This is a genomic window from Pseudoalteromonas sp. R3 (assembly GCF_004014715.1).
In the GTDB taxonomy this organism is placed as follows: Bacteria; Pseudomonadota; Gammaproteobacteria; order Enterobacterales; family Alteromonadaceae; genus Pseudoalteromonas.
The window spans coordinates 75,732-100,885 of record NZ_CP034835.1 but is presented as its reverse complement, the minus strand read 5'-3'; the positions used below and the strand labels follow the sequence as shown (position 1 = coordinate 100,885).

Sequence of the window (25,154 nt, the reverse complement as noted above, 5' to 3'; positions counted from 1 at the left end):
GACCTCCTTGTGATAGCAATCCGTATCGCATGCCACACTCAGAGTAGCGCCTTCATCCAGTTCATAATCAGCGTCCTGTTTTATTAAGGGACACATATAAAAAAAACCGCCCCGGGCGAACCCGGAGCGGTTTTTCAACTAATACTTAGTTAGTTGCTTACTTACGCTTACGGCGACGTAGTGCTGCAAACGGTGCTGCAAGTAACGTCAACCAAGCCAGTGAACCTGAATCGTCGTCATCATTGTCATCACCACCGGTTACGTTAGTCACGTTAACACGTACAGTTACAACCTCTGATACAAATTGTGCAGAGTCTTTCGCCTGAACCTGGAAGCTAACTTCTTTTTCGAATTCGAAGTCAATTTCACCGCTCACACGGATGGCGCCATCAGCGTCAACAGTGAACAGGTTGGTACCAGTTACGATGAACTCAGTCACAGGTGATACGTCTGCATCTGGGTCAGAGTAAGCCAGTCTGCCGATAACAGTACCCAGCTGAGCGTTCTCTGTTACAGAGAAGATTTGACCGTGGTCAACCACTGGTGCGTGTAGTGAAGGATTAAGTACTACATCAACAGTGACTTCAACCATCTCAGACTTCAGACCTACGCTGTCTTCAACCATCACTTTGAACGTGTAGCTTGGTACTGCCAGCTGGTTGATTTCGGCTGTTGTTACCAACTCACCTTTCTCGTTGATTTCGAACAGGTCAGTGCCTTCTACTTCACCGCCAACAATGCCGTCAGCTGCGCTTTCAAAGACAGAGTAGTCAAGCATGCCAACCACAGTACCCGCTGGAGCACCGTCCATCATGCTGAACGTTTGACCGTGCGCAACCACTGGCATTTCGTCATGCTCATTGGTCACTTCGATTTCAATGTCAGTCATAGTCGAAGAACCCATAGTGTCCATCGCCATTACTTTCAGCTCTACGCTCTCAACACCCATCTCAACGTCCAGGTACTCAGAGCTTACCAGAGAGATAACACCTTTGTTGTCGATAGCGAAGCTGTCCGCATACATGCCATCCAGACGGTAGCCCAGAATTGGGAACGCAGGAGACTCATCACCGAAGCTCACAGTGGCAACAGGCATTGGGTCAGCGTTTTCGCTCACGCTCAGGTCACCTTCAACAACCAGCTCAGGTAGTGCAGGTACGTCCAGGTCACCCGGAACAACTGCCATTACGTTTGTGCTCGCAGTTGATGTGAATGCAAATGGCATATCGAACTCAACAGTTGCTTTTGCACCTGGAGCCAGTTCTTTCAGCGCTTCGCCTTCACCGTCTTTCAGTGTCACAGTTGGGTTCATACCGAAGATGAAGCCGCCGCGTGCTGAATCCATTGGCGTACCGTAGATACCAGACTGCCAGTGAGCTTCACCAACGAATGCCTCAACACCAATTGGCATGCCAACCATATCTGCACTCAGACCTAACAGGTTAGAACACGCAGTGAAGGTCACTGTGTCTTCACCAGACTCGTGCAGCATAGGTGTACCCCACTCCCACTGGTCATCGCCATTGACGATTGAACCAATCAGTGTACGGCTACGACCACGTACAGCAGGGTTATTACCGGTATCGTTCAGTTTTGTCATGAACTTGTCAGCAACACCATCGTTGTTGAAGTCGAACTCAAGACGGTAGCCAGCCTGACGCAGGTGGTTAATGCCTTCTTGTAACTGCAGTGAGAAAGTAGTCGAAATACCAGAGTCACAGTTGTCGTTCAGGAACGCAGCCGTAGTCACTGCTTTGATGTCAAAGCGACGGTCATCATCTTCGCTGGTCAATACAACTTGCTCAGCTGTACCAGAGATAGCCACAGCACCGGTATTCTCAACCATCAGCGATGACATTTGCTCACCCGCTTCGATGCTGAATTCAGCTTCTTCTGCAGCTTTTGGTAGTACGTGGTATACAACGTGTAGGTCGTGGTCGCCTTCTGTTGCTTCATCATCAAAGATTAACGCACCGTCGTACTCAGCCAGGTCTAGCGCTTCAACATTTTTCGCCAGTTCATCGTTGTCGAACGGGTTCATGATGCCAAACTCAGGTAGCTTGTTTGGATCAATGGTCATTTCAACGTCAATCAGAATTGTCTGACCCGCAGGTACAACAACCTTTGCAGGATGTTCGAACGTTACAGCACCTGAATCCACATCGTTCTGATAACGGTGGTCCATACGTAGGTTATACGTACGATCTTCGTTCGAGTAGTTACGTAGTACTACAGACTTAGTATAAGTTTGTGTCTCAGAAAGGCGCTTAGCACCGAAAGACAGGGCTGCTTGCTTGGTGTCAAACTCAGGCAGGTCTACCCAAGCTGCAACCGGAGACGCAATGGCTTTTTCAACGTCAACCAGACCAGCACCGATGCGGCTGATAGGCGCCAACGGTGAATCAGGGTTTACGTTTGTTGATTCAACTGTGATGTTCAGGTCAGCGGTATTCATCAGAATCGCTTTAACTTCCAGAGCACTAAGCTCAGGACGCGCTTCTCTCACTAGCGCCAGTGCACCAGCTGTGATAGGACCAGACATTGAAGTACCAGACTTACGGTGTAGTTGATCACCCGTACCCGGAGCCGCAGCCAGGATGTTTGAACCCGGAGCCGCAATTTCAGGCTTCAGCAGGCCGTCCATTGAAGGACCACGTGATGAGAAGTCAGATACGCCACCAGGAGACGCTTTAACAACACCAGAAACACTGTAAGTGGCTTTACCGCCATCTTTCATTTGTTCTTTAAGTTTTGCACCTGCTGCGAAGTTCAGACCTGCTGACGGGATAGTCACGTTATCGTCGCTACCACCCATAGGTGCCGGCGTGCCGTCATCGTTGTTGTTCGCAATAAATACAAATACTGCGCCACGCTCTTGAGCATTCAATACTTTTTGAGTGAAGGCACAAGCACCACGGTCGATAAGTACCGCTTTACCAGTAAAGTCCATGTCTGCGAACGGGTTCGCTTCGTCGGCAAGGTCACAACCGTTTTGATTTGCTTCAGGGTAAACCAGCTCTGCAGTGTCTTGATTAAATTCGAATGCAACCTGAGGGCCAAAGCTTGCAGGCTGAACAATCGTTGCTTCACCAGCAACACTTGCGTCACCGAACAGACGCTCAAAAGTTGGGTGCGTCAAAGAAGCTACAGACAGTGCGTTAGGCGTTGTACTTGGGCCACCTACACGGAACGGAACATCATCATCGTTACCGGCAGAGATAATCATGTTTGTGCCTAGCTTAACAGCACGGTGGATCAGGTAGCCTGTACCAGAAGAAACATCAGTATCACCGAACTCACCACCCAGCGACATGTTCATCAGATCTACGCGGTCACTGATGTCGCCGTCACCATTTGGATCCATTGCTGACTCAAGTGCTTTTACCTGCGCATCGAAAGGACAACCGCCGCCACATACAGAGTAAACGTAAAGTTCAACGTCTGGAGCAATACCAGTTAAGTCGTGAGATACGTGTGTACCGTGGTCAGACAGCTCATCAGCTTCCGGGCGGTACGTAGGATCGTCTTCAATCGGATCAGGGTCATCACGCATGTGGTCGTAACCACCTACAACCATACCTTGTGGCCAGCTTACTGTTGTTGGATCTTCAGCAGCCGCTTTATAGTCATCCAGCGTACCAGCCGCTTCATTGAATACTTTGTGTGTGTAGTCGATACCAGTATCCAGTACAGCAACACGAACACCTTTACCTGTTACGTCTAAATCGTTACGTACTTTAGTAGCACCGATATAGTCAGAGCTTGCTTCAACAAACAAACGGTCTTCACGCAGCGGAAGAATACGGTCAACCATTGCGTTTTTGCTAAGCGCCTTTAATGCATCATCAGACGCTTGTACGATCAGTGTTGAGGCCAATACTTTCGTTGAGCCTAGGATTTTCACTCGCGGGTCTAGTGCACGCATTTGCTCTTTCATCTGGAACTGAGCTTGCTGCACTGATGAGAAAGTTTGTTTCGCAGCTTCAGCGCTGTACGTGCCCTCAGACATCAGGTCAACCGCTGTAGATTGCTTCAGAACAACTAGGAACGCTTCTGCTCTTTCCTGTTGCGGGTTGCCGATTGCTTCAGCTTGTACTTTCAAAGAAGCAGGAGCTGCTGGAAGCTGCGTTGCAGCCGTGGCAGATGCTGCCATCAATGCACCAGAGACAGCTGTTGCTACCGCGGTGGCTTTAAATGAATACTTGGCCATAGTTTCCCCTAGGACTTGTTGTTGAAATGATGTTTCTTTTAATTTTAGAGAGTAGATTCGCTCATCAATATAATGTGACTTCACGGTTAATTACAATATTAAACAAACAAAGAAGTTACAAATTTTGCAAGCAAATCACATGACACATCATAACTCCATGTTTATAAAGAAATTTGAAACTGTAAACAAACGTAAACCAACCCATCATCATGTTGTCACATTGATGAGTTTGTAAAACGTAATGAACAAAATACACACAAACCGACTATCTAATCTAGTTCAGAATTCCAATCTCGTCTAAGAGACTTGCAATATCTTTTATAAAGCCTTAGAACAGAGTCAGTTTTTTTTTATGAGGGGTCGAAATGAGAATCACACTTTTATTAACAAGCCTGTTAACTGGGCTGTCTTTGAATGTTCAGGCAAATTCAATATTCGAAAAGCCGGAAGATGCAATTGAATACCGTAAAGCAGCGTTTCAGCTGATCCGTTACCAGATTGGGGATATGGGCGACATGCTTAAAGGCAAAGTGCCGTTTGATGCAGAACGCTTTAAACAACGTGCGAACAATGCAGCCCAGTTGTCTGCCATGCCATGGGAAGCATTCCCGGCGGGTTCAGATAAAGGCGCAACAGATGCCCTGCCAGCTATCTGGTCTGACAGAGCAACCTTTGACAGTAAAGCACAGGCATTCGCAGATTATGCTCAAAAGCTAGCTGTAGCGGCGGAGTCGGGCGATAAGAAAGTCATTGGTGCAGCATTTAAAAACTGGGCGAAGGGCTGCAAAGACTGTCACAACTCGTTCAAAGATTAACAATCAACACAAGTAAGGCAGCGAATGCTGCCTTATCATTTAACGCTTAAACAAGGTAAACGTACCGCGAACCGGGGTTACCTGCATACAAGCTCAATCATCTAAGAAATCTAGATCATCCTCTCCCAGATTACGCTTCAGGCGTTTTTGTTCCAAGTAATCATCCAGACGACGCTTCACCCGCTTCTTTTGCTGGGCCTGCAACTCTTTGTCTAACGAGCCAAAGTCGTCTTCATAATCTTCATCTAACGGATCATAGGAAAATGTTTTACCCACGATAAGCTCCAAAACTTAAATTCGCTAATTAGTCCGGCAGTTCATGCAATGATGGCCTGCTTAAGAATAGTATTTAGCGCTAAATTCAGGCGCTGAAAAGCAAGACATTTTTATCTATACGATAAAAATTTTTTATTATGTGTTTGCGCAAAAAACACACTAGTCAAAAGCACCACTTTTTGGTCAGATTGATGAACAAAACAGCCAAAGCATCGTATAGAAAAACACAGCATTTCTATACTAATCAAAACCTTAATAAATTGGCACTGTTCTTGTTGGTTAACTTTCGTCATCAACACCCCAAGGACCACTATTATGAAAACTATACTGCTTGCTTCAACGTTGGCGTTATCTACCCAGGTAGCAGCCCACACAGATAACCATTTTTCTGTCAGCACGGATGAGTGCGCTGTTGATTTTAAAAACGACGTACAGATCACCCCTGATCAAGTCTATATCAAAAACGGTAATGGTCAGCCTGTGATGATAGATGCACAGGGCTTCCTGTTTATTGCAGATCAACCTGTTTCACTGGACCAGGATGAGCGCATGGCCATGCAGACATATGCCGATACGCTCAGAGCCGAGCTGCCCAAAGTGGCCAGTATTGCATTGCAGGGCGTAGAACTAGCTGGTGTCGCCATTGAGGAAGTGGCAACCGCATTTAATCTGCACAACTTCGATTCCTTGTCGGGCCTGATGGATGAACTGCATACAGAGATTGAAGGCGCGTTTTATCAGCAAGGCACCTTTGTGATGGGTGAGCAGGCTTTCAATGAATTCGGTGAGCAATTTGAACACCAGTTTGAAGAAAAAATAGAACAGGCAATAGAAGGCGCCATGATGGAGTCCATTGGCAGCCTGCTGGTCGCAATCGGCTCTGAAATGGTGAGCTCAGGCGGCGATATGGACCGCTTTGAGCAGCGCATGGAAAACCTGGGTGCCGAAATTGAACAAAAGATAGAGCACCAGGCAAAAGCGCTGGAGCAGCAAGCCGACGCCTTGTGTGGCAACTTCAAGACCATTGCAGAGCAAGAATCTCAGCTCAGCGCCATGATCCCCCAAATGAAAGGGTATCAGTTGTTCGCGTACCGCTAAACCTCGGTTTATCCCTGCACAGTCAGCCACACTTGCATAAGCTCAACACTTATCGCATGTGTGGCTGCTTTTTCGCTTGTGCCACCAGAGTGCCCAGCGTGCGCACATAACCTTCCATATGTTCACACCAGGGCAAGCCATAACTAATCCTCACGCAGCTACGGTAACGCTCATAGGCGCTGAATATGGCTCCCGGTGCGACGCTTATCCCAGCCTGAAGCGCAAGTTGAAAGAACAAGCCGCCATCATAGCCCTCCCCCAGGTCCAGCCACAATACACAGCCTCCTTTGGGATCGCTGACCCGGACGTGATCCGGAAAGTACTTTTGCACTGCCAGGCGCATTTTCTGCTTGTTGTCATAAAGTCGCTTACGTAACTGGCGCAGATGCCGCTGAAACTCGCCACTGGCCATAAAATCCGCCAGCGCCCATTGATTCATCATAGGAGCTGAACAACTCAGCGCACGCTTAAAGCGCTTTGCCCGGGCACTATATGGCCCGGCCAACATCCAGCCCACCCGATAGCCGGGCGCAACGGTCTTAGAAAACGACGAACAGGTCAATACTTCACCGGGCTGGGCAAAGCACTGTGCGGGTCTTATCCGCTGCTCGCCAAAATACAAGTCTCCATACACGTCATCTTCAATCAGTGTCACATCGTGAGCACGCAATAATTGCAATAACTGCTGCATCCGGGATTCAGGCATCTGGCTACCCAGCGGGTTGTTGATACTGGTAGAGAATACACAAGCTTTAATGGAATGGCGTGCCAATGCGGCACTAAGGTCGTCAAGCCACAACCCATCGTCCGGGCAGACCGGGATTTCAATCGCTTTCAGACCCAGGTTTTCGACCAGCTCAACAATGCCAAAATAACAGGGCGATTCTATCGCAACGATATCACCAGGCTGGGTCACACACTGCAGAGCAATGGCTATCGCTTCCTGCGCCCCGTTGGTGATGATCAGGTCATTGCTGTTCACGGTCAGTCCCAGTGCCAGATACTGCTGCACTATCTGTGTTTTTAGCATCATCAGACCATCAATGGCGCCATAATCTAGCATTCTCTCCTGAGCCTGACGCATGGCCTGGCGCATACTTCTGGCCAGGGCCTGTTGCGGACTGGCGGCAGCTACAGGGTTGGCAAGCCCCAGCGGGGCCACATCGGGAAGATGGATCCCCTCATATACCTGCTCAATCAGTTGCTGTTTATTCACCATCACCGGTTTTGCCGGTAACTTGCTGCGCTTGGGCGTGGCGGTGGGATGGCCGCTTTGCAAAAAGTACCCAGACTTTTCCCGGGCCACAACCTGACCCGACATCTCCAGCTGCTGGTAGGCTTGCTGTACAGTAGGAATACTGACGCGCAATCGGCCCGCCATCGCTCTGAGTGATGGCAGTTTATCACCCGGGCTCAGCAACCCCTGCTCCACCATCTCACGTATCACAGTGATCACTTGCTGATATAAATAATCGGGTTTAAGGCTTGGCTGGGTCATGACACGCTCAATCTGTATAGGTTTAAAAACACATTTTTTGTATCTGGCATATACAGAATATATCGTTAAACTGGCCACGCTGACTAGTCCTTGTTGTGAGAAGAAAGAATGAACAACGTCTTTTTGTATACGATCACTGTCCTTATCTGGGGCTCAACCTGGCTGGCGATTGAGTTTCAGCTGGGCACGGTCGACGAAGTGGTCTCTTTGTTTTACCGCTTTGCAATTTCTGCGGCCTGTATGTGGTGCTATGTGTTGATCAAGCGTCCTCCGATGCGCTACTCGCTCACTGATCATGGCTTTTTTATGCTGCTGGCACTGGGTAATTTTGGGCTAAATTATCTGCTGCTATACTGGGCGCAGGGCAGTCTGACTTCTGCCATGGCGTCTATTGCCTTTTCGTTGCTGCTGGTTGCCAATATCGTCAATACCCGGTTGTTTTTTGCCAAGCCCATCGCCGGGCGTATTTATATCGGTGCCACACTGGGGCTCGGTGGTATCGTCAGCTTATTCTGGCAGGACTTAGTAAGCGCCGATCTGAACAGCGAGGCATTCATTGGTCTGCTATTGGCACTGGCTGGCATGTTTACCGCGTCACTGGGCAATATGGTCAGTGTGCGTAACTCCAACCGCCAGATTGGCGTACTGCAGGGCAATGCCTGGGGTATGTTGTACAGTGCACTGTTTTTAGGCGGCTATGTAGCACTCAGCCCGCTACAATTTAGTATTGAGGCCAACGCCAGTTACTGGGGCTCTTTGCTATATCTGTCGGTATTTGGCACCGTTATTGCGTTTGCCTGTTATTTTCACCTACTCAAAAACATTGGGCCGGAAAAAGCCAGTTACCTAATAGTCCTGTTTCCTCTGGTGGCCGTCACACTCAGTACCTGGTTTGAAGGGTTTGTCTGGCAGCTTAACACCTTTATCGGATTTTCTCTGGTACTACTCGGCAACGCCATTGTACTCACACCCTATCAGCGTATTCGTGCCTGGATTAGTCCAGCAAGGACGACTCAGGCGGAATCCTGAGCTGCATGGCACCTTGGAGGCTACAGATTGTGACAGGTGTTTGCGCCACCAGGTCACCATCTGCCTCCACTATCAGGTTTGGTGTTGTAATGGTTAATTCAGCGCGTTTTTCACGATATACCCAGGGCAAGCGCTGGTGACATCCAACCAGCATCGCTGCAAATACCACTAGACGCTGCCACCAGACACTGGCGCTAAACCACATACATTCCAGTTGACCGTCGTGCAGCTTGGCACACGGTGCAGGCTGTAAACCAGCTGCAAAGTAACGACCATTGGCCAACAGCAACATCATCCCCCGCGTCAGCACTGGACCTTGCGACGTGGCAACGCTGATAGTCGGCGCGCAGAACAGCTGCCTGATCCCACCCCATACATAACTCAGCGCCCCGGCACGTTTGTTACCCCGCATGCCCTGTACCACCTCAGCATTAAAGCCAACCCCGGCAATATTGACGAAATAGCGCTCACCGATGGCGCCCAGATCTATCGATATACTGCGAGCAGAAAAAACAGCTGCTCTCCAGTGTCGCTCTGCGTAACCAAACTGACGGCAAAAATCATTTCCCGTGCCTGCTGGCAGGCACGCCAGTGTAACAGGTAAACCAACTATGGCATTGACAACCAAATTGATGGTGCCATCTCCGCCAACCACTACAACCTGTTGCTGGTCCTGTGCCTGCGCCCTGATCGCTTCGCAATCCTGCCCGTAGAAGCCACTCGTATCATACCAGCGAACGACCAGCTGACGTTGCTTTACCTGGGCCCGCAACCACTTTAACTGCCGTTGCAACTTCCGCCCACTTCCAGGCTTATAAACAACCAACAAAACACCCTCTCAAAAACAAAATCAACTTATCTGAATAATTACCCAAAAATAAAGGCGCAAAAAGAAAAGAATAAAAGCAAACACATGATAAAAAACAACTTAATTTAAATCCACCCATTCAAGAGATTGAATAAACAATCACAATGATGATTTACTCAAAGCAAAAACCCTGCATTTTCCATTAGTTTTTCTAATCCCTCAGCAGCAATTTTTATCGTTTTATTTTTAGTCACAATGCGCGCAAAATAACCATGTCGATACAGACAACATTGTTACTTTTAAGATTTTGAGGAGTCAGACATGCTTAATTCAGCTGCAGCGTGCAGCAACACGCAAACCACCCTAAACACAGCCACAGCGCCTGGTATCAAGCGCCGCGTTAACCTAAAGGCCTGGTTAAACACTGTGGGTAAACAACTGATGTTAAGTCAGGTGGTTATGTATAAGTAAGTCTGCCTCGGGCATGTTCCCCCCAACCGTACATGCCCTTTTTTCTGCACATCCCCCTTCACTCAATACCATAAAATACGCTTTATCGCCCAGATTTCATTCAAGGTATTAAAAAAAGCCACATTTGCGTACAAAAATTAAGCAAACAAATTAAAAACTATTTACAGCATCAAATTCGCTAAGTATTATCTTTGCCCATGGAGAGATGGCTGAGTGGTTGAAAGCACCGGTCTTGAAAACCGGCATACGTTAATAGCGTATCTAGGGTTCAAATCCCTATCTCTCCGCCATTTTTAAGTTTTTGCGCCGGAGAGGTGGCCGAGTGGCTGAAGGCGCTCCCCTGCTAAGGGAGTATAGGGTTTGTAGCCCTATCGAGGGTTCGAATCCCTCCTTCTCCGCCATTAATAATAAAAAAACCGCCTTATTGGCGGTTTTTTTATGCCCAAATTTTACCTCTTCACGAATGAGAAGGTGGGTGAGAACCCTCGACCAGGGTTCGACAATTTTGTCTGGAACAAAATTGAACGCACTTCAGTGCGGCCCGCAGGGCAAATACAGGACGTATTTTGTCATCCCTCCTTCTCCGCCATTGCTTTTAAGAGAACCGTCCCAATGTGGACGGTTTTTTTATGCCCAAAAGCGAATCCCTCACTCTTGTGCACACACCATTGCTTTTAAGAGAACCGCCTTTACTGGCGGTTTTTTTATGCCTGAAAGCGAACCCCTCACTCTTGTGTACACCGCTCTGAAGTCAACGAGCTTTCCTGCGAGCTTTCCTGGACACCCACCATAAAACGGAGAGAATTACATGTATATTGTATGCAATATTTGACAATGCGATCATAAACCGTTTATGGTTATTGGGTACGAACAGTACACAGGATTAATTTAAGGACAAAAACAATGAAACTAAAATTAAGCAGTAAAAAGCTCAAATCGCTGTCAGAACGGCACTTAGTAGAAAATAGCAATACACCGGCCATTGCGGGCGGTGCGAATACCTGGACATGCCTTAGCCACATTGGCCCACCGGGACCACCGCAACAAACCTGTAATGCGAGCGGATGGGGCAACTTTTGCTGATCGGGTTACTTTACCCTTTCGTTCAGCAAAAATAGTACAGCACACTTAGGCCCACTGGTCAGTAAATACAACCAGATACAGAAAAGCCCCGCACAATACCGGGGCTTTTAATATTGCATTGCCTGAATAGACATCATTAGAAGTCAATTGAATGCGCTAGTTTAAGTGGCTGTCCTTCAAGCTATTTTTATACCGAAGCCCTGGCTTACGCTTCAACGGCAATAATCAAACACCTTAGTTTTGTCTTGGATAAGCGCAATATTCGTGTGCGTTTTATGTATCGTCAGTCTAAGTTGCCAGTCTTCAAGTTTAGTGTCATCTGAAAGGGCATCCGCTGTATCACCAAAATAACCAAAGTTGACAGAAACAAGCACCAAATCATGTTTTTGACTCTGCTCATTATATTCCCGCGATACTTTCATCGACTGAAGCGCCGGAAAGAAGATCTTTTTAAAACAGGCATTTTTTATTGATAAAAACTGGTCCTGAGTTTCAACCTGAATTGACGCCAAAGTGTGATGGGTATTTTTTCTTACCGTATAAGCCGCGCCATCCTGAGCATTCATGGTGATACTTACAATATCCTCATGAAAGCCGTGAGGCCCTGTATTTTCGAACTCTGCGGACCTGACCACAGCGCTAAAGACAAAAAGAAGAAGTAACAATAACCTACGTCTCATACTTCCCCGCCAATATTTTAATAAACACGTTCAATTACAGAACTCCTTTGCATCAGTCATCGAGCACTTAGTATAAAAGCCTGGCGCCAGACTCACTCTCGTTCTGAATGGGCACCAACTTAACTACCCTAGCCAACTAAATCCCATCAACAGTTTCATATTCTCCTGCTGCTCTCAAAGTAAACTTAAGGTCTTCTTTGCCAACCACTTCTGAGTCAATTAAGACGTCAAAAGAAATAAAATTACCACCACTAAAGTCAAAGCATGTTGGCACTACAATTTGAAAAGCAGTCTCACCGCGAACAATGTAACTAAGATTGCATTGAGGAATACTATTTTTGTTATTTTTTCTAAATCTTTTTGGAACAATTTTAGGCGCTATTTGCTCTAGTCTCCCTTCAGAATACACAATGATGTTTGGCATTAATCCACTACTGTCAATCGTAAAGACAATACTGTAATTATCCCTTTCAAGCTTATAAGACATAACGATCTCTTTCTCAAGCTTAACCTTTGGGTTTTTGACCACTCCGCTAGCCACCTCAACAACTTTTTCGTTCCCCTCTAAAGAAATATAGCGAAAAGTATCTGTATACCGCTGGCATGACACCGTCAAAATTAAAAAAATGACTACGACTATACACCTCATGAAATGCAATCCTTTTTTCCTATACACTTACCAATTGAAAGCTTTCCTCTGGCTTAATAAAAATTTAAATGGACTGTTTGAGTACCACCATTTGCATGAACTCGGACTTACTTTAGAGATTCGATTTACAGCCTCCCCAAAATGCTAAACGGCCGTTGTGTTCCCACCCTCATCACACACCCGTATATCACTTTTTAAGTTTCTATATTGGTGCAATTCGCTGCGTTTGTGAAGTCACAAGCATCTGAGCCTGTTGTGTTTTTCATAAGAGCAATAATCACCACCTGCCGCGTACCGAGCCGCCAGTCTTAGCATCAATGCCCGGCTCCACACTCGTTGCACATTTCAGTGCTGGAATATCCGTATTCAAAAAGGGAGAGTCAGAGCGTGTCACTTTGTCTGTGTTTTAGGTCGTCAGGTTTTACCTGCGCCAGTAAGTAGCATGCACAAAACCGGCTATCTGATCACCGTGACAACCGAACACTGAGTAAAAGCATGACTAAGATTAATTGGCATTATGAGCAAATGACAAGTGGCGTTCACATTGCACTTCGTTCAGAAAAAGATTTGGTAGATGTAGAAACCGAGTTCCAGGATGTCAGCATTTTTGAAACCCGCCACCTGGGTAAAGTAATGCGCATTGACGATGGGATCCAGGTCACCACCAAAGGGGAGCACATTTATCATGAGATGATGGCACATGTGCCTATCCTCTTTCATGGTCAGGTCAAGAACGTGTTGATCGTTGGCGGTGGCGATGGCGGCAGCGCCCGCGAAGTATTAAAACACCAGAGCGTAAAAAACGTGGTCATGGTGGATATTGATGAGCAAATTATTCAACTGAGCCGCAAGTACTTGCCAGAAATTAACAATGGCGCATTTGATGATCCCAGGTTTGTACTGCGCATAGGTGATGGCGCTGACATTATCTCTCAGTACAGTGATTGCTTTGACCTGATAATCCTGGATGCGGCCGATCCGGATGGCGGTGCGTCGGAAACCCTGTTCACCCAATCCTTTTTTGGCAACTGCTTAACCGCACTAAAAGCTGACGGCATTTTAGTGGCACAAGGTGGTACGCCTTATTTTGAGCCCTATATGATGCAGTCGATGGTATCTCGTTTAACTCAGGCGTTTAACAATCCGGCAGGCATTTATATGGGCGGATGTTACGACTATTTTGGCGGCTCCCATGCGTTTATCTGGGCAACGCGCAGCGGCACCATCAACACACTGTCGCTCGCTGAACTCGAAACACGCTTTAATCAGGCCGACATTCAAACAAAATACTACTCGCCGGAAGCACACTTTGGCGCCTTCTTCTTATCTAAAGATATGCGGGATTACGTCAACCAGGCCGTAAACTGTGAAAACGTGGATGAACTGTCGATGCCTGCCGCTGGCGACTGGGATGACTATACGCCAGAAACCTCTAACCAAAATGAAGACGACTAGCGCTTAACCTGCTGATATAAAAGAAAATCAGTATACAAGTCAGAGCCACTGAAACGACCAGCGCCGTTGTCTCAGTGGCTTGTTTATTCCTGGCTCTGGCCAAACAGCCGGAGCGCAACCAGATACGTGCAGGTGCCACACAAAGCGATGAAGCCATTATTTACGCTATTTGAAAAAATAGGCCACAAAGACACATTCGACAGCCAGTTGCATGAGGCCGAACACAATCTTCCGTTTATCCGCCAGTGCGCCAAAGAGTTTTCTGGCTGGATAGCCGTTGCATTCATCATTTCTTTGCTGGGCGGCTTATTGCAAATTGTGACCTTTGACTTTCTGGGTGAGCTGGTCGACTGGCTGGATACCTCCGGTGACAAAACACACCTGAACAATAAAGGATACCAGCTGGCATTGTTCGCCGTGGCCATTGCCGTTGTGATCCCCGCACTCACCCTGGTTAAGAACCTGGTGTTTCATCAGCTGCTTGGGCCTAACCTGCAAAAAAACACCATTGTAAAACTGTACCGCACTTTAATAGCATCGCCTGCCAGTTATCACGAAGAAGACGACCCGGGATCCACAGCCATTGTGATTGTGGATACCTCCGAAGCCATCATTGATGTGGTGTTGCAGCTCTGTGGCTTTGCCGGATTTTTACTGGCATTTTTGGGCGCGCTGCTGTTTTACGTCGGCAATATAGATGGCTGGCTGACGCTGCCTTTCCTTATCTGGACAGGCCTGTTTCTGGCCTTGCTGTTTGGGCAGTGGATCCCCAACGCCAAAACCACTAACCGGCTGGAAGCCGAAAGCTGTGCACAGATCACCGGAAAATTGACTGAACGCTTTGCCCGGATCAGAACGATAAAGATGCTCTCCGGCAGCGAATACGAGCAACAGTTTGCTGAAAAATGGGCGACCCGACACCGCAGAGTGGTGGCAAAGGAATTTCGAGTTTTCTCTCATTTTGCCTCTGTGGTTGGCCTGCTAAATGGTACTTTGATTGTGGGCACAGGGGCACTGTGTATACAGCTCTGGCTCAATGGCAGCATCTCCGTTGGCGAGTTTTCTATGGTGCTGGCCCTGGTCTATCGGGTTATTTCGCTCTCGGAATGGTGTCAGGAAGAGTTTGACGCCTTTTTTGTTTCCTGGGGCCAGGTTACCGTGGGCAGAGAAGTGATTAACGAGTTTCTGGAAGATATTGAACCCATTGAAGACGCAGGTAAGTTCAATGTGTGCAGAGGAAAAATCACTTTTAAAAACGTCGAATTTGCGTATGAAAATAAAGCGCCCCTGTTCACCGATCTGTCGTTAAAAATCAAAGCCGGCGAAAAGGTGGGGATCATAGGCCCGTCAGGAGCAGGAAAATCGTCGCTGCTGAATATGCTTGCCGGCATTGACGAAATTGAAGCAGGGGCAATTTACATTGATGGCAAGAATATAGAAGACTACCCCACAGATCAGGTCTGTGGCGAGATCAGCTTTTTAAATCAGGATATTGGCCTGTTTAATCAGAGCATTTATGAAAACGTCGCATTTGGTTTAAATAACGTAAGCCGGGCGTCGGTCAGGCACGCGCTTGAACAGGCCAATGCCCTGGAATTTGTAGAAGCATACACAGACGCTCGCGGCCGTAGGGGGTTAAGCGCGTTTATTGGTGAAAACGGCGGACAACTTTCTGGCGGCCAGCGACAACGGCTGGCGCTGGCCAGAGCGATATTAAGAGATAAGAAAATACTGTTGCTGGATGAGGCAACCAGTGCCCTGGACCCGGCTTTAAAAGCCGAGTTTATCCGCTCACTTAAAACGCTGATGAAAGGCAAAACCGTCATTTCTGTTGCGCATTCTTATGATGTGCTCACCATGATGGACCGCATTATAGAGATTAAAGACGGCAAAATAATCAGAGATGGTAAACCTGCCGACGTTATCGATGCGGTTGTGTAGCACGCTTTTAGATTATTCGCTGCAAACCGACAGGCCAAACAAGCACTCCAGGCTATCGGGACAAGGTACTTTAATACACAAAGCTCAGGTGTACTAGCTCAGGCAAATGGCCTGGGCTTTTAAAGGGATTGAAACCAGGATTATTTTGCTTACTCCTTTTGCATTATGTAACGCGCCAGGCACGCCAAATCTCTCTTTGCAAACCCTTATTTTATTCAGCTCATCTCGTTGTTTTGCGATGGAACACGCTCACCATTGGACAGCTTAAACATAAACCCCAAATAACCGTAAAATCTTCGGGGTATTCCCGGTAAACTAATAAAGACATCAATGCGACTTTTTACTTAAATTAGCAAACAGTTGTGTCAGTCTACCCGCCTGAATTATAAGACAAAAGAATGAACCAAGATATCTTATCGCCTCTTCGATAAATCCTTTCACTTTAAGGTTAAAAAAGTGTAGCATTTGTGTATCATTGATTATGATACTATCTCTGCCAGCCCCTTTATTTATAGCAATTAGCCATAAAGTATAAGGTTAATAAAATTTTAATAGGGTTTTACCTGAGTTTAGATACAACACCGATAAAGACGCCAACATACCCAGCTCAAAACGAGGTCGCTTTAGCTGATCATGGTATGAAGCTTAGCGTGCTGACTGACACGCTTTTTCAGGGACAGAGACGTTTACATTAGCGGTAACGTGAACATCAAGATAATAAAAACGGAATACGAATTTGCCTTTAAAGCGCATTTTCTGATCCAACCACATTTTATTCTTACTGCTTTTTACTTCAGTAATATTAGGAGGATGCATGAATCAAAAGTCATCTCGAAGAGATTTTATAAAAAAAATGGGCATGGGTAGCCTGGTTGTTGGGTTTAACCTGCAAAGCCAAAGCTGGGCGAGCGAGCGCGATTTACTCAACTCATCACCCGAGGCGTTTGCCGAAAACTTTCCTGTGTTCGACGGCGAACTCATCACCGATGAAACCAGCCTGACTGAGGCCGCTGATGATTTTGGTCATATTCATCAATATGTCTCACGCGCGATTTTAAAGCCCGCCACCTACCAAGATATCGTCAATATGGTGACATTTGCCAATCAGCATAACGTAAAAATTGCGGTAAAAGGGCAAGGGTATTCGACCAACGGCGAAACACAAACCCAGGGCGGCGTGGTGATAGACATGGTTTCACTGGCTGAAGTCTATGACGTTCATAACCAGCAAATTACTGCTCAGGCAGGTGCTCGCTGGAGCGAGCTACTGGCAACCACAGTGCCTCAAAACCTGGGACTTCCTATCATCACCGACTTTATTGACTTGAGTGTTGGCGGCACCATTGCTGTTGGCGGGTTGGGCGCACAGTCTTATAAACACGGCTGTATGGCAGACAATATCTGCCATCTTAAAGTAGTCACAGGTAACGGGCGTTTGCTGGACTGCTCACCGTATCAAAACAGCCTGCTATTCCACTCAATGAAAGCTGGTTTAGGTCAGCTCGGGATTATCGTAGAAGCAAGCTTTGATCTTGAGCCAACACCCAGTACGGTCAGGGCATATCAACTGGTGTACGATAATCTTGAGCACTACTTAAACGACAACCAGCGCCTGTTAGATGAAGGGGTTTTTGAGGGCATTCAGGGTGGTGCAGAGCCGGATCCTGCCGGAGGCTGGCGTTATGTAATGCAGCTGGCTAAGTACTTTGAGCCCGACACACCACCTGTGGATACCGAATTACTTGATGGCTTAAATTTTGTGCCCGGAGCAGAAGTTATTCAGGATCTCCCCTACTTTACGTTTTTAAACCGTTTGGCCCCGGTTGTAGAGCAGTTAAAAGCAGCCGGGCTCTGGACTTTACCTCACCCCTGGTGTCCTTTGTTAATACCCGCCTCCAAAGCACACGCGTTTATTCAGGACACGTTAGCAAACACACCTGCCAATGATGTAGCCGGGCCGGTACTCATGTCGATGCAACAAAGAAGTGCCTTCAGTAGCCTGTTTTTCAGCGTACCAGAAGAAGAAAAGTTCGTTTACTTTTCTTTGATGCGTACCGCTATTCCGCCGACACCCGAGCGTGTTGAGCAGCTCACTCTGGCCAACAGAAGCATTTACGAAGGAGCACGCGAGCTGGGTGGCTTCCAATACCCGGTTGGCGCCATTCCCATGAGCTCAAGAGACTGGAAAAAACACTATCACAAAAAGTGGTTTTTACTGAAGCTACTGAAAAACTGGTTTGACCCTAATAATTTGTTAGGCCCGATGAGGGGAATTTTCAACAGATAAGCGGTTTCAACCAGCATGGGCACACGGCAGTGCCCTTTTTAGTTATTTGGGGCTTAGTGGGTAGTGGGATGCGTGGTAGTAATAGCAGTTAAAATAGCGTCTGATTTTATTGAATTACAACGCGTCACACTTAGTTGTTTTTAACTTCTTAGTTTAAGGTAGGTATCTATGCAAATTACTGCTCTAAATTTACAAAAATCCAATAGGTAGCCCATTTCTCGGAGTAGGGTTCAATCATATTGAGAGCACTTTTTTGACCCCCTATACTAAACAAACCCAAAATTTGTGGCTCAAGCCAAACAGTTGCCATACAGTCTTCGGGTATCGAGTCAAATTTAGTAATGAAAAGTAGCGGTGTTGCCCGCCTAAACTCATCACTTGACACAGGCCACCTCCCAATATTGTCTATATTCTCAGCATTCTTGGCTTTCCTCTGGTAGCTCCATACTTCACGAACCAATAGCGAAAATAGTGAAGTGTTATCATTAGCAATCGCCTCCCTTACGGATATAATGGATTCAAAATTTTCACCATTGATGTGCTGCCATTTCTTAATTTCGCTTTTCCAAATTGATGTGCACTTCCCTATATTTGCGAAGTGTTCCCTCATACTTTCATATTTTTTATCCGTGAATTTTTCTGTTTCACTTCCCAAGCTTTTGCAGGATAAAACCATAAAACAAAAGAATAGAAATACCCCTCTAATCATAAGGCCCTTATGGCTATGGTAACTCACTAGCCCTCTAATACACCTGTGCAGCATCGCGCTATAAGCTCTATGTACATAGCTATGAGTCAGCTTTCTTACTTCAAGATTGCTGTTGATCATGTATGCCGGATAACTCCTCTCCCAAACCGAACTAAAATCAATTGCTGAAAAGTTAAGCTGTTCCCCCCAATGAACATGCATTCATGAGGTTATCCCAAAGCCAGCATTCGCATACGCGTCGAAAAGCACTCCGGGATTTACTATTTGTGCTCCTTGCGGTCCCCAGCCAGGCGTCAGATAGCCACCATTTTTCTCCCCTAAACCTACGCCCCGGTCACTATCTTGTGTGCTTGTATCAGGGTAGCGCATTAACGCCGATTCAGAAGCCTCCATCTCATCACCCACCCAACAATCCAGGCTGATTGTCTACAATTTTGGGTGGTGTCCATGTGACTTCTCAGCTATATTTTATCTATAGGTTATCCCCTCACTACAACTAAATTTCGATAGAAAGTTAAGGAGCTCGATCATTTTATTTTGAACACCAGTTACCGATTTTAAGTCTTCAACTATCGCCACTTTCTCATCTATACCTATATCCTGTAGCAATAACACATACTTCCATTTATATGCTGCTGGCGAGTTCACTTTTACTTCCTTTCTTAGCACTTTGTGAATAGCTTCAATATCACATTGGTATGCAGAATCATACAATAGCTTTTCTTTCTCTTCCTTCGTGTAATTATCAAACATACCTTTCCGGTCACTATAAACAATTCTTTTGGCCGAAGAGAAACCTGCTTCCACAGCTTGATAAACAAACTTTTTATATTTCTCCGCATCGCTATGTTCTAAATTGAAGTGCACCACTATAGTTCAAGTTAGCTATTTTGGAGGTGCAAAATGGGTCAAAAATACTGTCATTTGAGTCATCAAGAGCGGAAGCTTATTTTTAATTGGTCTCACTATCAGGATAAAACGATACGTGAAATTGCACGTTTACTAAATCGCTCTCATTCCACTATTAGTAGAGAGCTCAAAAGGAATATCTATGACTATTACGTGCCAACATACTATCCAAATCCAGCTCATGATATGTACAAGGCCAGGATGAGTAAGCGTGCTCAACGTGAAAAGCTGAAGACTTCTGAGACACGGCTGTATGTGTTAGATAAGCTCAGGAAAGGCTGGTCCCCTCAGATTATATCAGGACGTCTCAAGCTTACTAATGAAGCTCCCTATGTGTGCCATGAATCAATCTATCAGTTCGTTTACAGTTCGCCTCCTGAACTCATAGCGTGCTTGGCTAGAAAACACAAAAAGCGCAGAAAAAAGTATCCATCACGTCGATATAGCAAAAAATGCTCAATGAAAACAAGCATCCTGGAACGGCCCACATTTATAAATGAGCGCTCCCAATTAGGCCACTGGGAGAGCGATTCCGTAGTATCTAAGCACAAGAAATCGGCACTGAATGTCATCATAGAAAGAGCAACACGGCTAGTGCATATAACCAAGCTAAGCTCCAAGAGTGCATTAGTAACAAGCAATGCAATAATAAAACGCCTAAGTTCACACCCCGCAGGATTTGTTCAATCGATTACTTATGATAATGGGTCTGAAAATGCTCAGCACATAAAGGTAAACGGGACATTGCAGTGTGATTCTTACTTTTGCCAGCCCTACCATAGTTGGGAAAAAGGAGCTGTTGAGCAGATAAATAGCCTAATTCGAAGGTATCTGCCCAAAGGTACTGATTTCTCAACTGTAACCAACAAACAGATTCAAGAAATAGAGCATAATTTAAACTCAAGGCCCAGGAGGTGCCTTGATTACAAAACTCCATTTGAAATCTATAATGAAAAAGTTGGTGCACTTCCAAGTTGAACCTGCCATACAGCCTGTACGCCAGTTTAGGGTGGATGTCCTTGTCCCTACTTGTCCCTAATACCTAACGTGGTTAATGGGAGTTTACAAAAAATGCAATCAACCAAGACGGCCGTCCTTGTTACTCCGTATATAGCTTTCTAAAAGCGCTAGATCTCTCTTTATAAACCCTTTTAGTCCATACGTTTTTCTTAGTTCATCTCTTTGTTCTTCAATATCATCCAGCGTAACCCCTTCACCATTAGATAACTTAAACATAAACCCAAAGTACACGCCTTGGTTCTTGGTAAGTGCTTCAAAAAAGTTCTCTTCAGGATTTAGAGGTTCCGGATAATTAAAGCTATTTAGCGAAGCAACATACTGTTCAACTAACTCAGCTTTTTTTCTATAAAGCTTTCTATGAAAGCCCTAAAGAATTTTTCATCAAAGATTTGCTCAATAGGCAGCACTCTGCCATCTCGCAAAACCCGATAATTCAATGGGTGTTGTATCGTTAAACAATAGTCTTCCGCCATGTCAAAATCACTCACTTCTCCCCATACCTTTGCAAGGCAGCGATCATAAATACCGTACTGAACTTGTGGTACTCTCCCTACTTTATGGTTAGATATAATTACCCCAATAGAGTATCGTTCATCGATACCATAAAAATATATAAGAGAACTATCAACCGACGGGCCTTTTTTAAACCCATAACTTTCAACAATTTTTCTAAGTTCTGTCTTTTTCATAACGTTAGTCGTGATCTTGGAACTGAACTCTAAAGAGCTCAACATTTGTTTTCCCTATTTTACCTAAAGGTAAAAATGTAGGTGATGGAGTTCTTGTGCAGTGGCACCTTCTGTTTGAATATTATTTTGAGTGGGTGTACATGTAACTCATCCAACTTCCCCGTTACTGAGTTCCTATTTTCTTTTGTGCATAATTTAGCTTCTTTAACTCAGCATCACTCAGTTCATCCTTTGCAGGCTCAAACAAAGCAATAACTTGCTTGTAATCTTTATTTTTCCATGCGGTTTGAGCATCGCTACGAATATGCAACAACTTGGTTTGCAACTCATAATCGTTGCATTCCTTTTCACGCTGAACAGAAAGTCTTTTATATGCAAACACATCATTACTTAAAAGGTCAGAGCCATATTGTGACAACTGAGAAGCCATCTTTGTTAAACAGTTTGCAACAGCTTCATGCGAGCTAGCTTGAACGGCAGAATGAATCCCAGCCTCTTTCAATTTATGAAGCCTTAACACTTCATTAAGACTGAAAGGCCTTTCTTGTCCGTTGAATGGTGCTTTTAATTGACCAATTTCGACGCCCAGTTCATAAGAACGGCTGGCGTCATATCTGATTGCAACAAAGATATCACTGCTTTCATAACGTACCGCCTCTAGAGAAGAGGAAACACAACTAAACCCATATTTATTTTCGAGAAATTTAAACTCGTTATTTACCAAGTTTTCAAAGTCGATTGAATTCATGCAAGCCTCCTTTTAACCCCCGCTTGGTGGGTGATGACATCTCTTTTTTCAAAGACACCCAACCATAAATTCATAGCCCAATTGTGGGCAGGTTCAACTTGGAAATGCAAGACTATTGAACATCGCGATTTTTATAAACTCTGAGCTGTGAAGTTCGTAAGTTTAAACTCGAAATTTCGAAAAATAATCGGTCTCAGGCAATACGAAAGCACACCTAAACCTGCATTTAGATAAATCGAAATAATACTGAAAAAGATTAGGTGCTAGCCCAGTAGGCGCTCACACTGCATCAGGTTAGTTCGTCGCTTTTTCTCCAAATGCTCACAGTAATCTGTCATTGCCTGTGTTCGCCCTACTGCACCATGGAACACTTTGGTAAATCGGGTGGTAAGTTTAAGCCAGTTGTCTGGCTCTATTTGCAATCTGGTCAGCAGCGGCTGGCTATCACTGATATATCCTCGTTTGTCTGCCCGCATACACCGGCCTGTTAATTCAACCAGCTGAATATAGTAGGTCAGTTCAAACGGGAGGCCACCTGGCATGTTTGCTCTGGGGTTGCCTGCAAAGCGTCGCAGGCTTTTAGGTTGCTTGCCCTGCCGAGCGCACTCAATGCGTTTTTTGATACTGGTATAATCCGAAGTTTCCGGAGTCTCTGCCATTTGGGCTCTGACTGGGTTCAGGTCAACATAGGCCATACATGCTGCCAGTGCCGCTTCATCCAGCAAGGCTTGTGACTTAAATCGCCCTTCCCAGAACCGACCTGTACAACCATCTTCTTTATTGGCTCTGCGGGCTATGTCTTCATTCAATACCCGCATAAACCAGCTGATACTCGCAAGGCGTATTCTGAACTCACTAATATCCGCATCCAGCATACTGCGCTCTGACTCGCTCAGCTCATCACCATTAACGAATTTTTGCGTCAGCCAGTTACCTTTAAACAACTTATGCCAGCGAATCACTATCGCTTTATCTGATAACCTTTGTGCTTTCTTATCATCCACATACAACACAAGGTGTGTGTGATTGCTCATCACCGCATAGCCACACACCTCAATACAAAACACTTTTGCCAGCATCAGTAGTTTTTCCTCGACCCAGTCTCGCCGGTGCTCATATGAGCGGCCTGTGAAGCGATCTTCGCCGCATAAAAATGCCCGACGAACACACCGAGAAATACAGTGATAATATTTGGTATCCGATAAACTGACCTGTCTCTTCCTTGCCATTGGCATAATCTAGCATCCTCAATCCATGAGTAATACCTAAAGGTAGACGGCGTAAACCCTGTACGCCAATTTTAGGTGGCTGCCCATGTAACTTTTGCTTTATTTGGCCATTCTTGTTCCCTGCTTTACCCCCAACTCTCAATAATTGCTGTTTTGCTGCGCATCGTGAATACCCATTCCTTGCCTGCTTTTTCTTTTTCAAACAAGTTAAGCTCAACCAGGCCGTTTAAGGCATCTCGTGCGGTATTGTATGAGCAGCCCAAGTTTTCTTTCACATTAACCGCTGTAAACTGCTTGGTCTTACCGCTTTTTGCTACCATAAACAGCGTTTTTTGTTTGTCACTGAGCTTACTGAACAGGCCCGAGTCCCATAGCCAGCGGGTGAACGCTTCAGATTCTCTCAGGTTATTCTCATAGGCGTGCTTAAACTCGCCAATCGCACGACCTACAATTTTGCACTGGTAGTCAATGAAGTAGGTTAGATCCAGGTCATCCGTTTCAGTGTATAAGTAGCTTTTTCCATATTGGATAGGGGCTGCTTTAAGTAGCACGCTGATGGCTATATACCTGAAAGCCGCATAGTCATTTTTGAACATGTACCAGTAAAATAACGAGCGCGCTACACGGCCATTTCCATCCCTGAATGGGTGCTCAAAGCCAATCACAAAGTGCATAACGATTGCTTTAATAAGTGGATGCAAATAGTGACTGCTTTCGACATCCTGATGGTCCTGATTTACCCAAGCAATAAACTGCTCCAGCCGCTCGTGAATTCGGTTGGCTGGCGGTGGGGTGTGTACCGTGTTGCCCTCAGCATCAGCCACTTCAACATCATCTGTCTGCCTGAACGCGCCGGGGTGGTATTTTTCATCATCTATCGACTCCACACCGATTTGGTGCATGGACTGAATAAGGTCAATAGACAACCGTTTGTGGCGGTTTTGCCAGGCGAATTGCATCATTTTAAAATTGCCAATGATCATTTTCTCGTCTGGCGTCCTTGGCTTTCTTGCTCGCTTGAGCAGATCTTTTGCCACTTTTGTTGTGGTAGCAGCCCCTTCCAGTTGGCTGCTACTAATGGCTTCGTCCTCGATCAGGTCATTAAGCAGATATTCAAAGTGTTTTTCTTCGCCTACTTTACTGCACATGTACTCGAGTGAGGCGCTGGTTGCATGCCTGTCAGCTTCTGAGATTGCCTTCTGCATGGTCGGTGTCAGATAGAAGCGGGCCTGACGCTCGGGTTCATCCAATGGCAGTACGGGGCTCAGCTGTTTACTTCTGGCTTTCTTGATAAGGCTCCAGGCAATGTCCAGTTCCAGCCCTTTTGGCAGACGAAACCGTAATTCGTCGTAGTGCAGATAGCGCCCCTTGTCATCAACCACGGAGGCGTGATCAAAATAACGGGAGAGCTCTTTAGGGGCATGCTCAGTGATCCAGGTCAGTGGATCAGTGTGAGTCAATTGCGGTGGATGCTTAATCATATACTTATCTCAAAAAACCTGGATTTTGAGATAAGTATATTACAAAGACAAAAGGCATGTCTCAAAAAT

General features: G+C 45.9%; 21 protein-coding genes and 2 tRNA genes. 11 read left to right on the top strand and 12 right to left on the bottom strand.

From position 1 onward, the window contains the following. Positions 1–157: 157 nt before the first annotated feature. Positions 158–4,210, bottom strand: a complete 4,053-nt coding sequence (locus tag ELR70_RS05315) for a S8 family serine peptidase (RefSeq protein ID WP_054017369.1) — start codon at positions 4,208–4,210, stop codon at positions 158–160. 365 nt (positions 4,211–4,575) lie between these two features. Between ELR70_RS05315 and ELR70_RS05310 the strand changes: the two genes are divergently transcribed. Then, positions 4,576–5,025, top strand: coding sequence for a cytochrome c (locus ELR70_RS05310; RefSeq protein WP_054017368.1), 450 nt, complete (start codon positions 4,576–4,578; stop codon positions 5,023–5,025). A gap of 93 nt (positions 5,026–5,118) precedes the next feature. Here ELR70_RS05310 and ELR70_RS05305 read toward each other — a convergent pair whose 3' ends face one another. Further along, on the bottom strand, positions 5,119–5,301 hold the full coding sequence (locus ELR70_RS05305) for a hypothetical protein (RefSeq protein WP_054017367.1): 183 nt from the start codon (positions 5,299–5,301) through the stop codon (positions 5,119–5,121). Between the two features lie 315 nt (positions 5,302–5,616). Between ELR70_RS05305 and ELR70_RS05300 the strand changes: the two genes are divergently transcribed. Next, positions 5,617–6,399 carry a YggN family protein gene (locus ELR70_RS05300; RefSeq protein WP_054017366.1) on the top strand — a complete coding sequence of 261 codons (783 nt, stop codon included), beginning with the start codon at positions 5,617–5,619 and terminating at the stop codon, positions 6,397–6,399. Positions 6,400–6,448: 49 nt separating this feature from the next. Here the strand turns inward: ELR70_RS05300 and ELR70_RS05295 are convergent, their stop codons facing one another. After that, on the bottom strand, positions 6,449–7,897 hold the full coding sequence (locus ELR70_RS05295; RefSeq protein ID WP_164881433.1) for a PLP-dependent aminotransferase family protein: 1,449 nt from the start codon (positions 7,895–7,897) through the stop codon (positions 6,449–6,451). A gap of 108 nt (positions 7,898–8,005) precedes the next feature. Between ELR70_RS05295 and ELR70_RS05290 the strand changes: the two genes are divergently transcribed. Continuing rightward, entirely contained in the window at positions 8,006–8,926 is a 921-nt protein-coding gene (locus tag ELR70_RS05290; protein WP_054017364.1) for an EamA family transporter, read from the top strand. Here the strand turns inward: ELR70_RS05290 and ELR70_RS05285 are convergent. Then, positions 8,892–9,752: a diacylglycerol kinase family protein gene (locus tag ELR70_RS05285; protein WP_268795180.1), complete on the bottom strand. Its 861-nt coding sequence runs from the start codon at positions 9,750–9,752 to the stop codon at positions 8,892–8,894. The two genes, ELR70_RS05290 and ELR70_RS05285, sit on opposite strands and share 35 nt — an antisense overlap. A gap of 303 nt (positions 9,753–10,055) precedes the next feature. Here ELR70_RS05285 and ELR70_RS24780 point away from each other — a divergent pair, with 303 nt between their 5' ends. From ELR70_RS24780 to ELR70_RS05270, 4 genes are all read left to right on the top strand, one after another. Then, entirely contained in the window at positions 10,056–10,205 is a 150-nt protein-coding gene (locus tag ELR70_RS24780) for a hypothetical protein (protein ID WP_160317423.1), read from the top strand. Positions 10,206–10,404: 199 nt separating this feature from the next. Beyond that, positions 10,405–10,495, top strand: a tRNA-Ser gene (locus tag ELR70_RS05280). Positions 10,496–10,513: 18 nt separating this feature from the next. Next, a tRNA-Ser gene (locus ELR70_RS05275) sits at positions 10,514–10,606 on the top strand. Between the two features lie 502 nt (positions 10,607–11,108). Then, on the top strand, positions 11,109–11,288 hold the full coding sequence (locus tag ELR70_RS05270) for a hypothetical protein (protein ID WP_128064521.1): 180 nt from the start codon (positions 11,109–11,111) through the stop codon (positions 11,286–11,288). Positions 11,289–11,500: 212 nt separating this feature from the next. On the opposite strand, the gene ELR70_RS05265 is transcribed toward ELR70_RS05270, so the two are convergent. Further along, complete coding sequence (locus ELR70_RS05265; RefSeq protein ID WP_128064520.1) at positions 11,501–11,968, bottom strand: hypothetical protein; 468 nt, start codon at positions 11,966–11,968, stop codon at positions 11,501–11,503. A 136-nt stretch (positions 11,969–12,104) separates the two neighbouring features. Continuing rightward, the gene (locus ELR70_RS05260; RefSeq protein ID WP_128064519.1) at positions 12,105–12,455 is read right to left on the bottom strand and encodes a hypothetical protein; all 351 of its coding nucleotides are present in this window, start codon (positions 12,453–12,455) and stop codon (positions 12,105–12,107) included. 657 nt (positions 12,456–13,112) lie between these two features. Here ELR70_RS05260 and speE point away from each other — a divergent pair. From speE to ELR70_RS05245, 3 genes are all read left to right on the top strand, one after another. Then, positions 13,113–14,072 carry a polyamine aminopropyltransferase gene (gene speE / locus ELR70_RS05255; RefSeq protein WP_054017360.1) on the top strand — a complete coding sequence of 320 codons (960 nt, stop codon included), beginning with the start codon at positions 13,113–13,115 and terminating at the stop codon, positions 14,070–14,072. A gap of 147 nt (positions 14,073–14,219) precedes the next feature. Then, positions 14,220–16,013, top strand: coding sequence for an ABC transporter ATP-binding protein (locus ELR70_RS05250; RefSeq protein ID WP_054017359.1), 1,794 nt, complete (start codon positions 14,220–14,222; stop codon positions 16,011–16,013). An 814-nt stretch (positions 16,014–16,827) separates the two neighbouring features. Next, the gene (locus tag ELR70_RS05245) at positions 16,828–18,300 is read left to right on the top strand and encodes an FAD-binding protein (protein ID WP_054017358.1); all 1,473 of its coding nucleotides are present in this window, start codon (positions 16,828–16,830) and stop codon (positions 18,298–18,300) included. A gap of 175 nt (positions 18,301–18,475) precedes the next feature. On the opposite strand, the gene ELR70_RS05240 is transcribed toward ELR70_RS05245, so the two are convergent. Beyond that, entirely contained in the window at positions 18,476–19,129 is a 654-nt protein-coding gene (locus ELR70_RS05240; protein ID WP_128064518.1) for a hypothetical protein, read from the bottom strand. A 348-nt stretch (positions 19,130–19,477) separates the two neighbouring features. Then, a complete protein-coding gene (locus ELR70_RS05235) occupies positions 19,478–19,876 on the bottom strand; it encodes a hypothetical protein (RefSeq protein WP_128064517.1) in 399 nt (132 codons plus the stop codon). 36 nt (positions 19,877–19,912) lie between these two features. Here ELR70_RS05235 and ELR70_RS05230 point away from each other — a divergent pair, with 36 nt between their 5' ends. After that, the gene (locus tag ELR70_RS05230; RefSeq protein ID WP_054016738.1) at positions 19,913–20,896 is read left to right on the top strand and encodes an IS30 family transposase; all 984 of its coding nucleotides are present in this window, start codon (positions 19,913–19,915) and stop codon (positions 20,894–20,896) included. A gap of 368 nt (positions 20,897–21,264) precedes the next feature. On the opposite strand, the gene ELR70_RS25330 is transcribed toward ELR70_RS05230, so the two are convergent. The 4 genes from ELR70_RS25330 to ELR70_RS05210 form a co-directional block, all read right to left on the bottom strand. Continuing rightward, complete coding sequence (locus ELR70_RS25330) at positions 21,265–21,627, bottom strand: hypothetical protein (protein WP_235577159.1); 363 nt, start codon at positions 21,625–21,627, stop codon at positions 21,265–21,267. A gap of 163 nt (positions 21,628–21,790) precedes the next feature. Further along, positions 21,791–22,375, bottom strand: a complete 585-nt coding sequence (locus ELR70_RS05220; protein WP_054017733.1) for a hypothetical protein — start codon at positions 22,373–22,375, stop codon at positions 21,791–21,793. 263 nt (positions 22,376–22,638) lie between these two features. Beyond that, the gene (locus ELR70_RS05215; protein ID WP_128064516.1) at positions 22,639–23,610 is read right to left on the bottom strand and encodes a transposase; all 972 of its coding nucleotides are present in this window, start codon (positions 23,608–23,610) and stop codon (positions 22,639–22,641) included. Positions 23,611–23,729: 119 nt separating this feature from the next. Beyond that, positions 23,730–25,085 (bottom strand): Fic family protein, encoded by a 1,356-nt coding sequence (locus ELR70_RS05210; protein WP_010387415.1) that lies wholly within the window; start codon positions 25,083–25,085, stop codon positions 23,730–23,732. Between the last annotated feature and the right edge of the window lie 69 nt (positions 25,086–25,154).

Coding starts and splice junctions, on each gene's coding strand:
- ELR70_RS05215 (WP_128064516.1), bottom strand. CDS start 23,610: ATGCCAATGGCAAGGAAGAGACAGGTCAGTTTATCGGATACCAAATAT.
- ELR70_RS05210 (WP_010387415.1), bottom strand. CDS start 25,085: ATGATTAAGCATCCACCGCAATTGACTCACACTGATCCACTGACCTGG.
- ELR70_RS05310 (WP_054017368.1), top strand. CDS start 4,576: ATGAGAATCACACTTTTATTAACAAGCCTGTTAACTGGGCTGTCTTTG.
- ELR70_RS05240 (WP_128064518.1), bottom strand. CDS start 19,129: ATGATCAACAGCAATCTTGAAGTAAGAAAGCTGACTCATAGCTATGTA.
- ELR70_RS05250 (WP_054017359.1), top strand. CDS start 14,220: ATGAAGCCATTATTTACGCTATTTGAAAAAATAGGCCACAAAGACACA.
- ELR70_RS05295 (WP_164881433.1), bottom strand. CDS start 7,897: ATGACCCAGCCAAGCCTTAAACCCGATTATTTATATCAGCAAGTGATC.
- ELR70_RS05220 (WP_054017733.1), bottom strand. CDS start 22,375: ATGAATTCAATCGACTTTGAAAACTTGGTAAATAACGAGTTTAAATTT.
- ELR70_RS05245 (WP_054017358.1), top strand. CDS start 16,828: ATGAATCAAAAGTCATCTCGAAGAGATTTTATAAAAAAAATGGGCATG.
- ELR70_RS05260 (WP_128064519.1), bottom strand. CDS start 12,455: ATGTCTTATAAGCTTGAAAGGGATAATTACAGTATTGTCTTTACGATT.
- speE (WP_054017360.1), top strand. CDS start 13,113: ATGACTAAGATTAATTGGCATTATGAGCAAATGACAAGTGGCGTTCAC.
- ELR70_RS05300 (WP_054017366.1), top strand. CDS start 5,617: ATGAAAACTATACTGCTTGCTTCAACGTTGGCGTTATCTACCCAGGTA.
- ELR70_RS24780 (WP_160317423.1), top strand. CDS start 10,056: ATGCTTAATTCAGCTGCAGCGTGCAGCAACACGCAAACCACCCTAAAC.
- ELR70_RS05315 (WP_054017369.1), bottom strand. CDS start 4,210: ATGGCCAAGTATTCATTTAAAGCCACCGCGGTAGCAACAGCTGTCTCT.
- ELR70_RS25330 (WP_235577159.1), bottom strand. CDS start 21,627: ATGAAAAAGACAGAACTTAGAAAAATTGTTGAAAGTTATGGGTTTAAA.
- ELR70_RS05270 (WP_128064521.1), top strand. CDS start 11,109: ATGAAACTAAAATTAAGCAGTAAAAAGCTCAAATCGCTGTCAGAACGG.
- ELR70_RS05265 (WP_128064520.1), bottom strand. CDS start 11,968: ATGAGACGTAGGTTATTGTTACTTCTTCTTTTTGTCTTTAGCGCTGTG.
- ELR70_RS05290 (WP_054017364.1), top strand. CDS start 8,006: ATGAACAACGTCTTTTTGTATACGATCACTGTCCTTATCTGGGGCTCA.
- ELR70_RS05230 (WP_054016738.1), top strand. CDS start 19,913: ATGGGTCAAAAATACTGTCATTTGAGTCATCAAGAGCGGAAGCTTATT.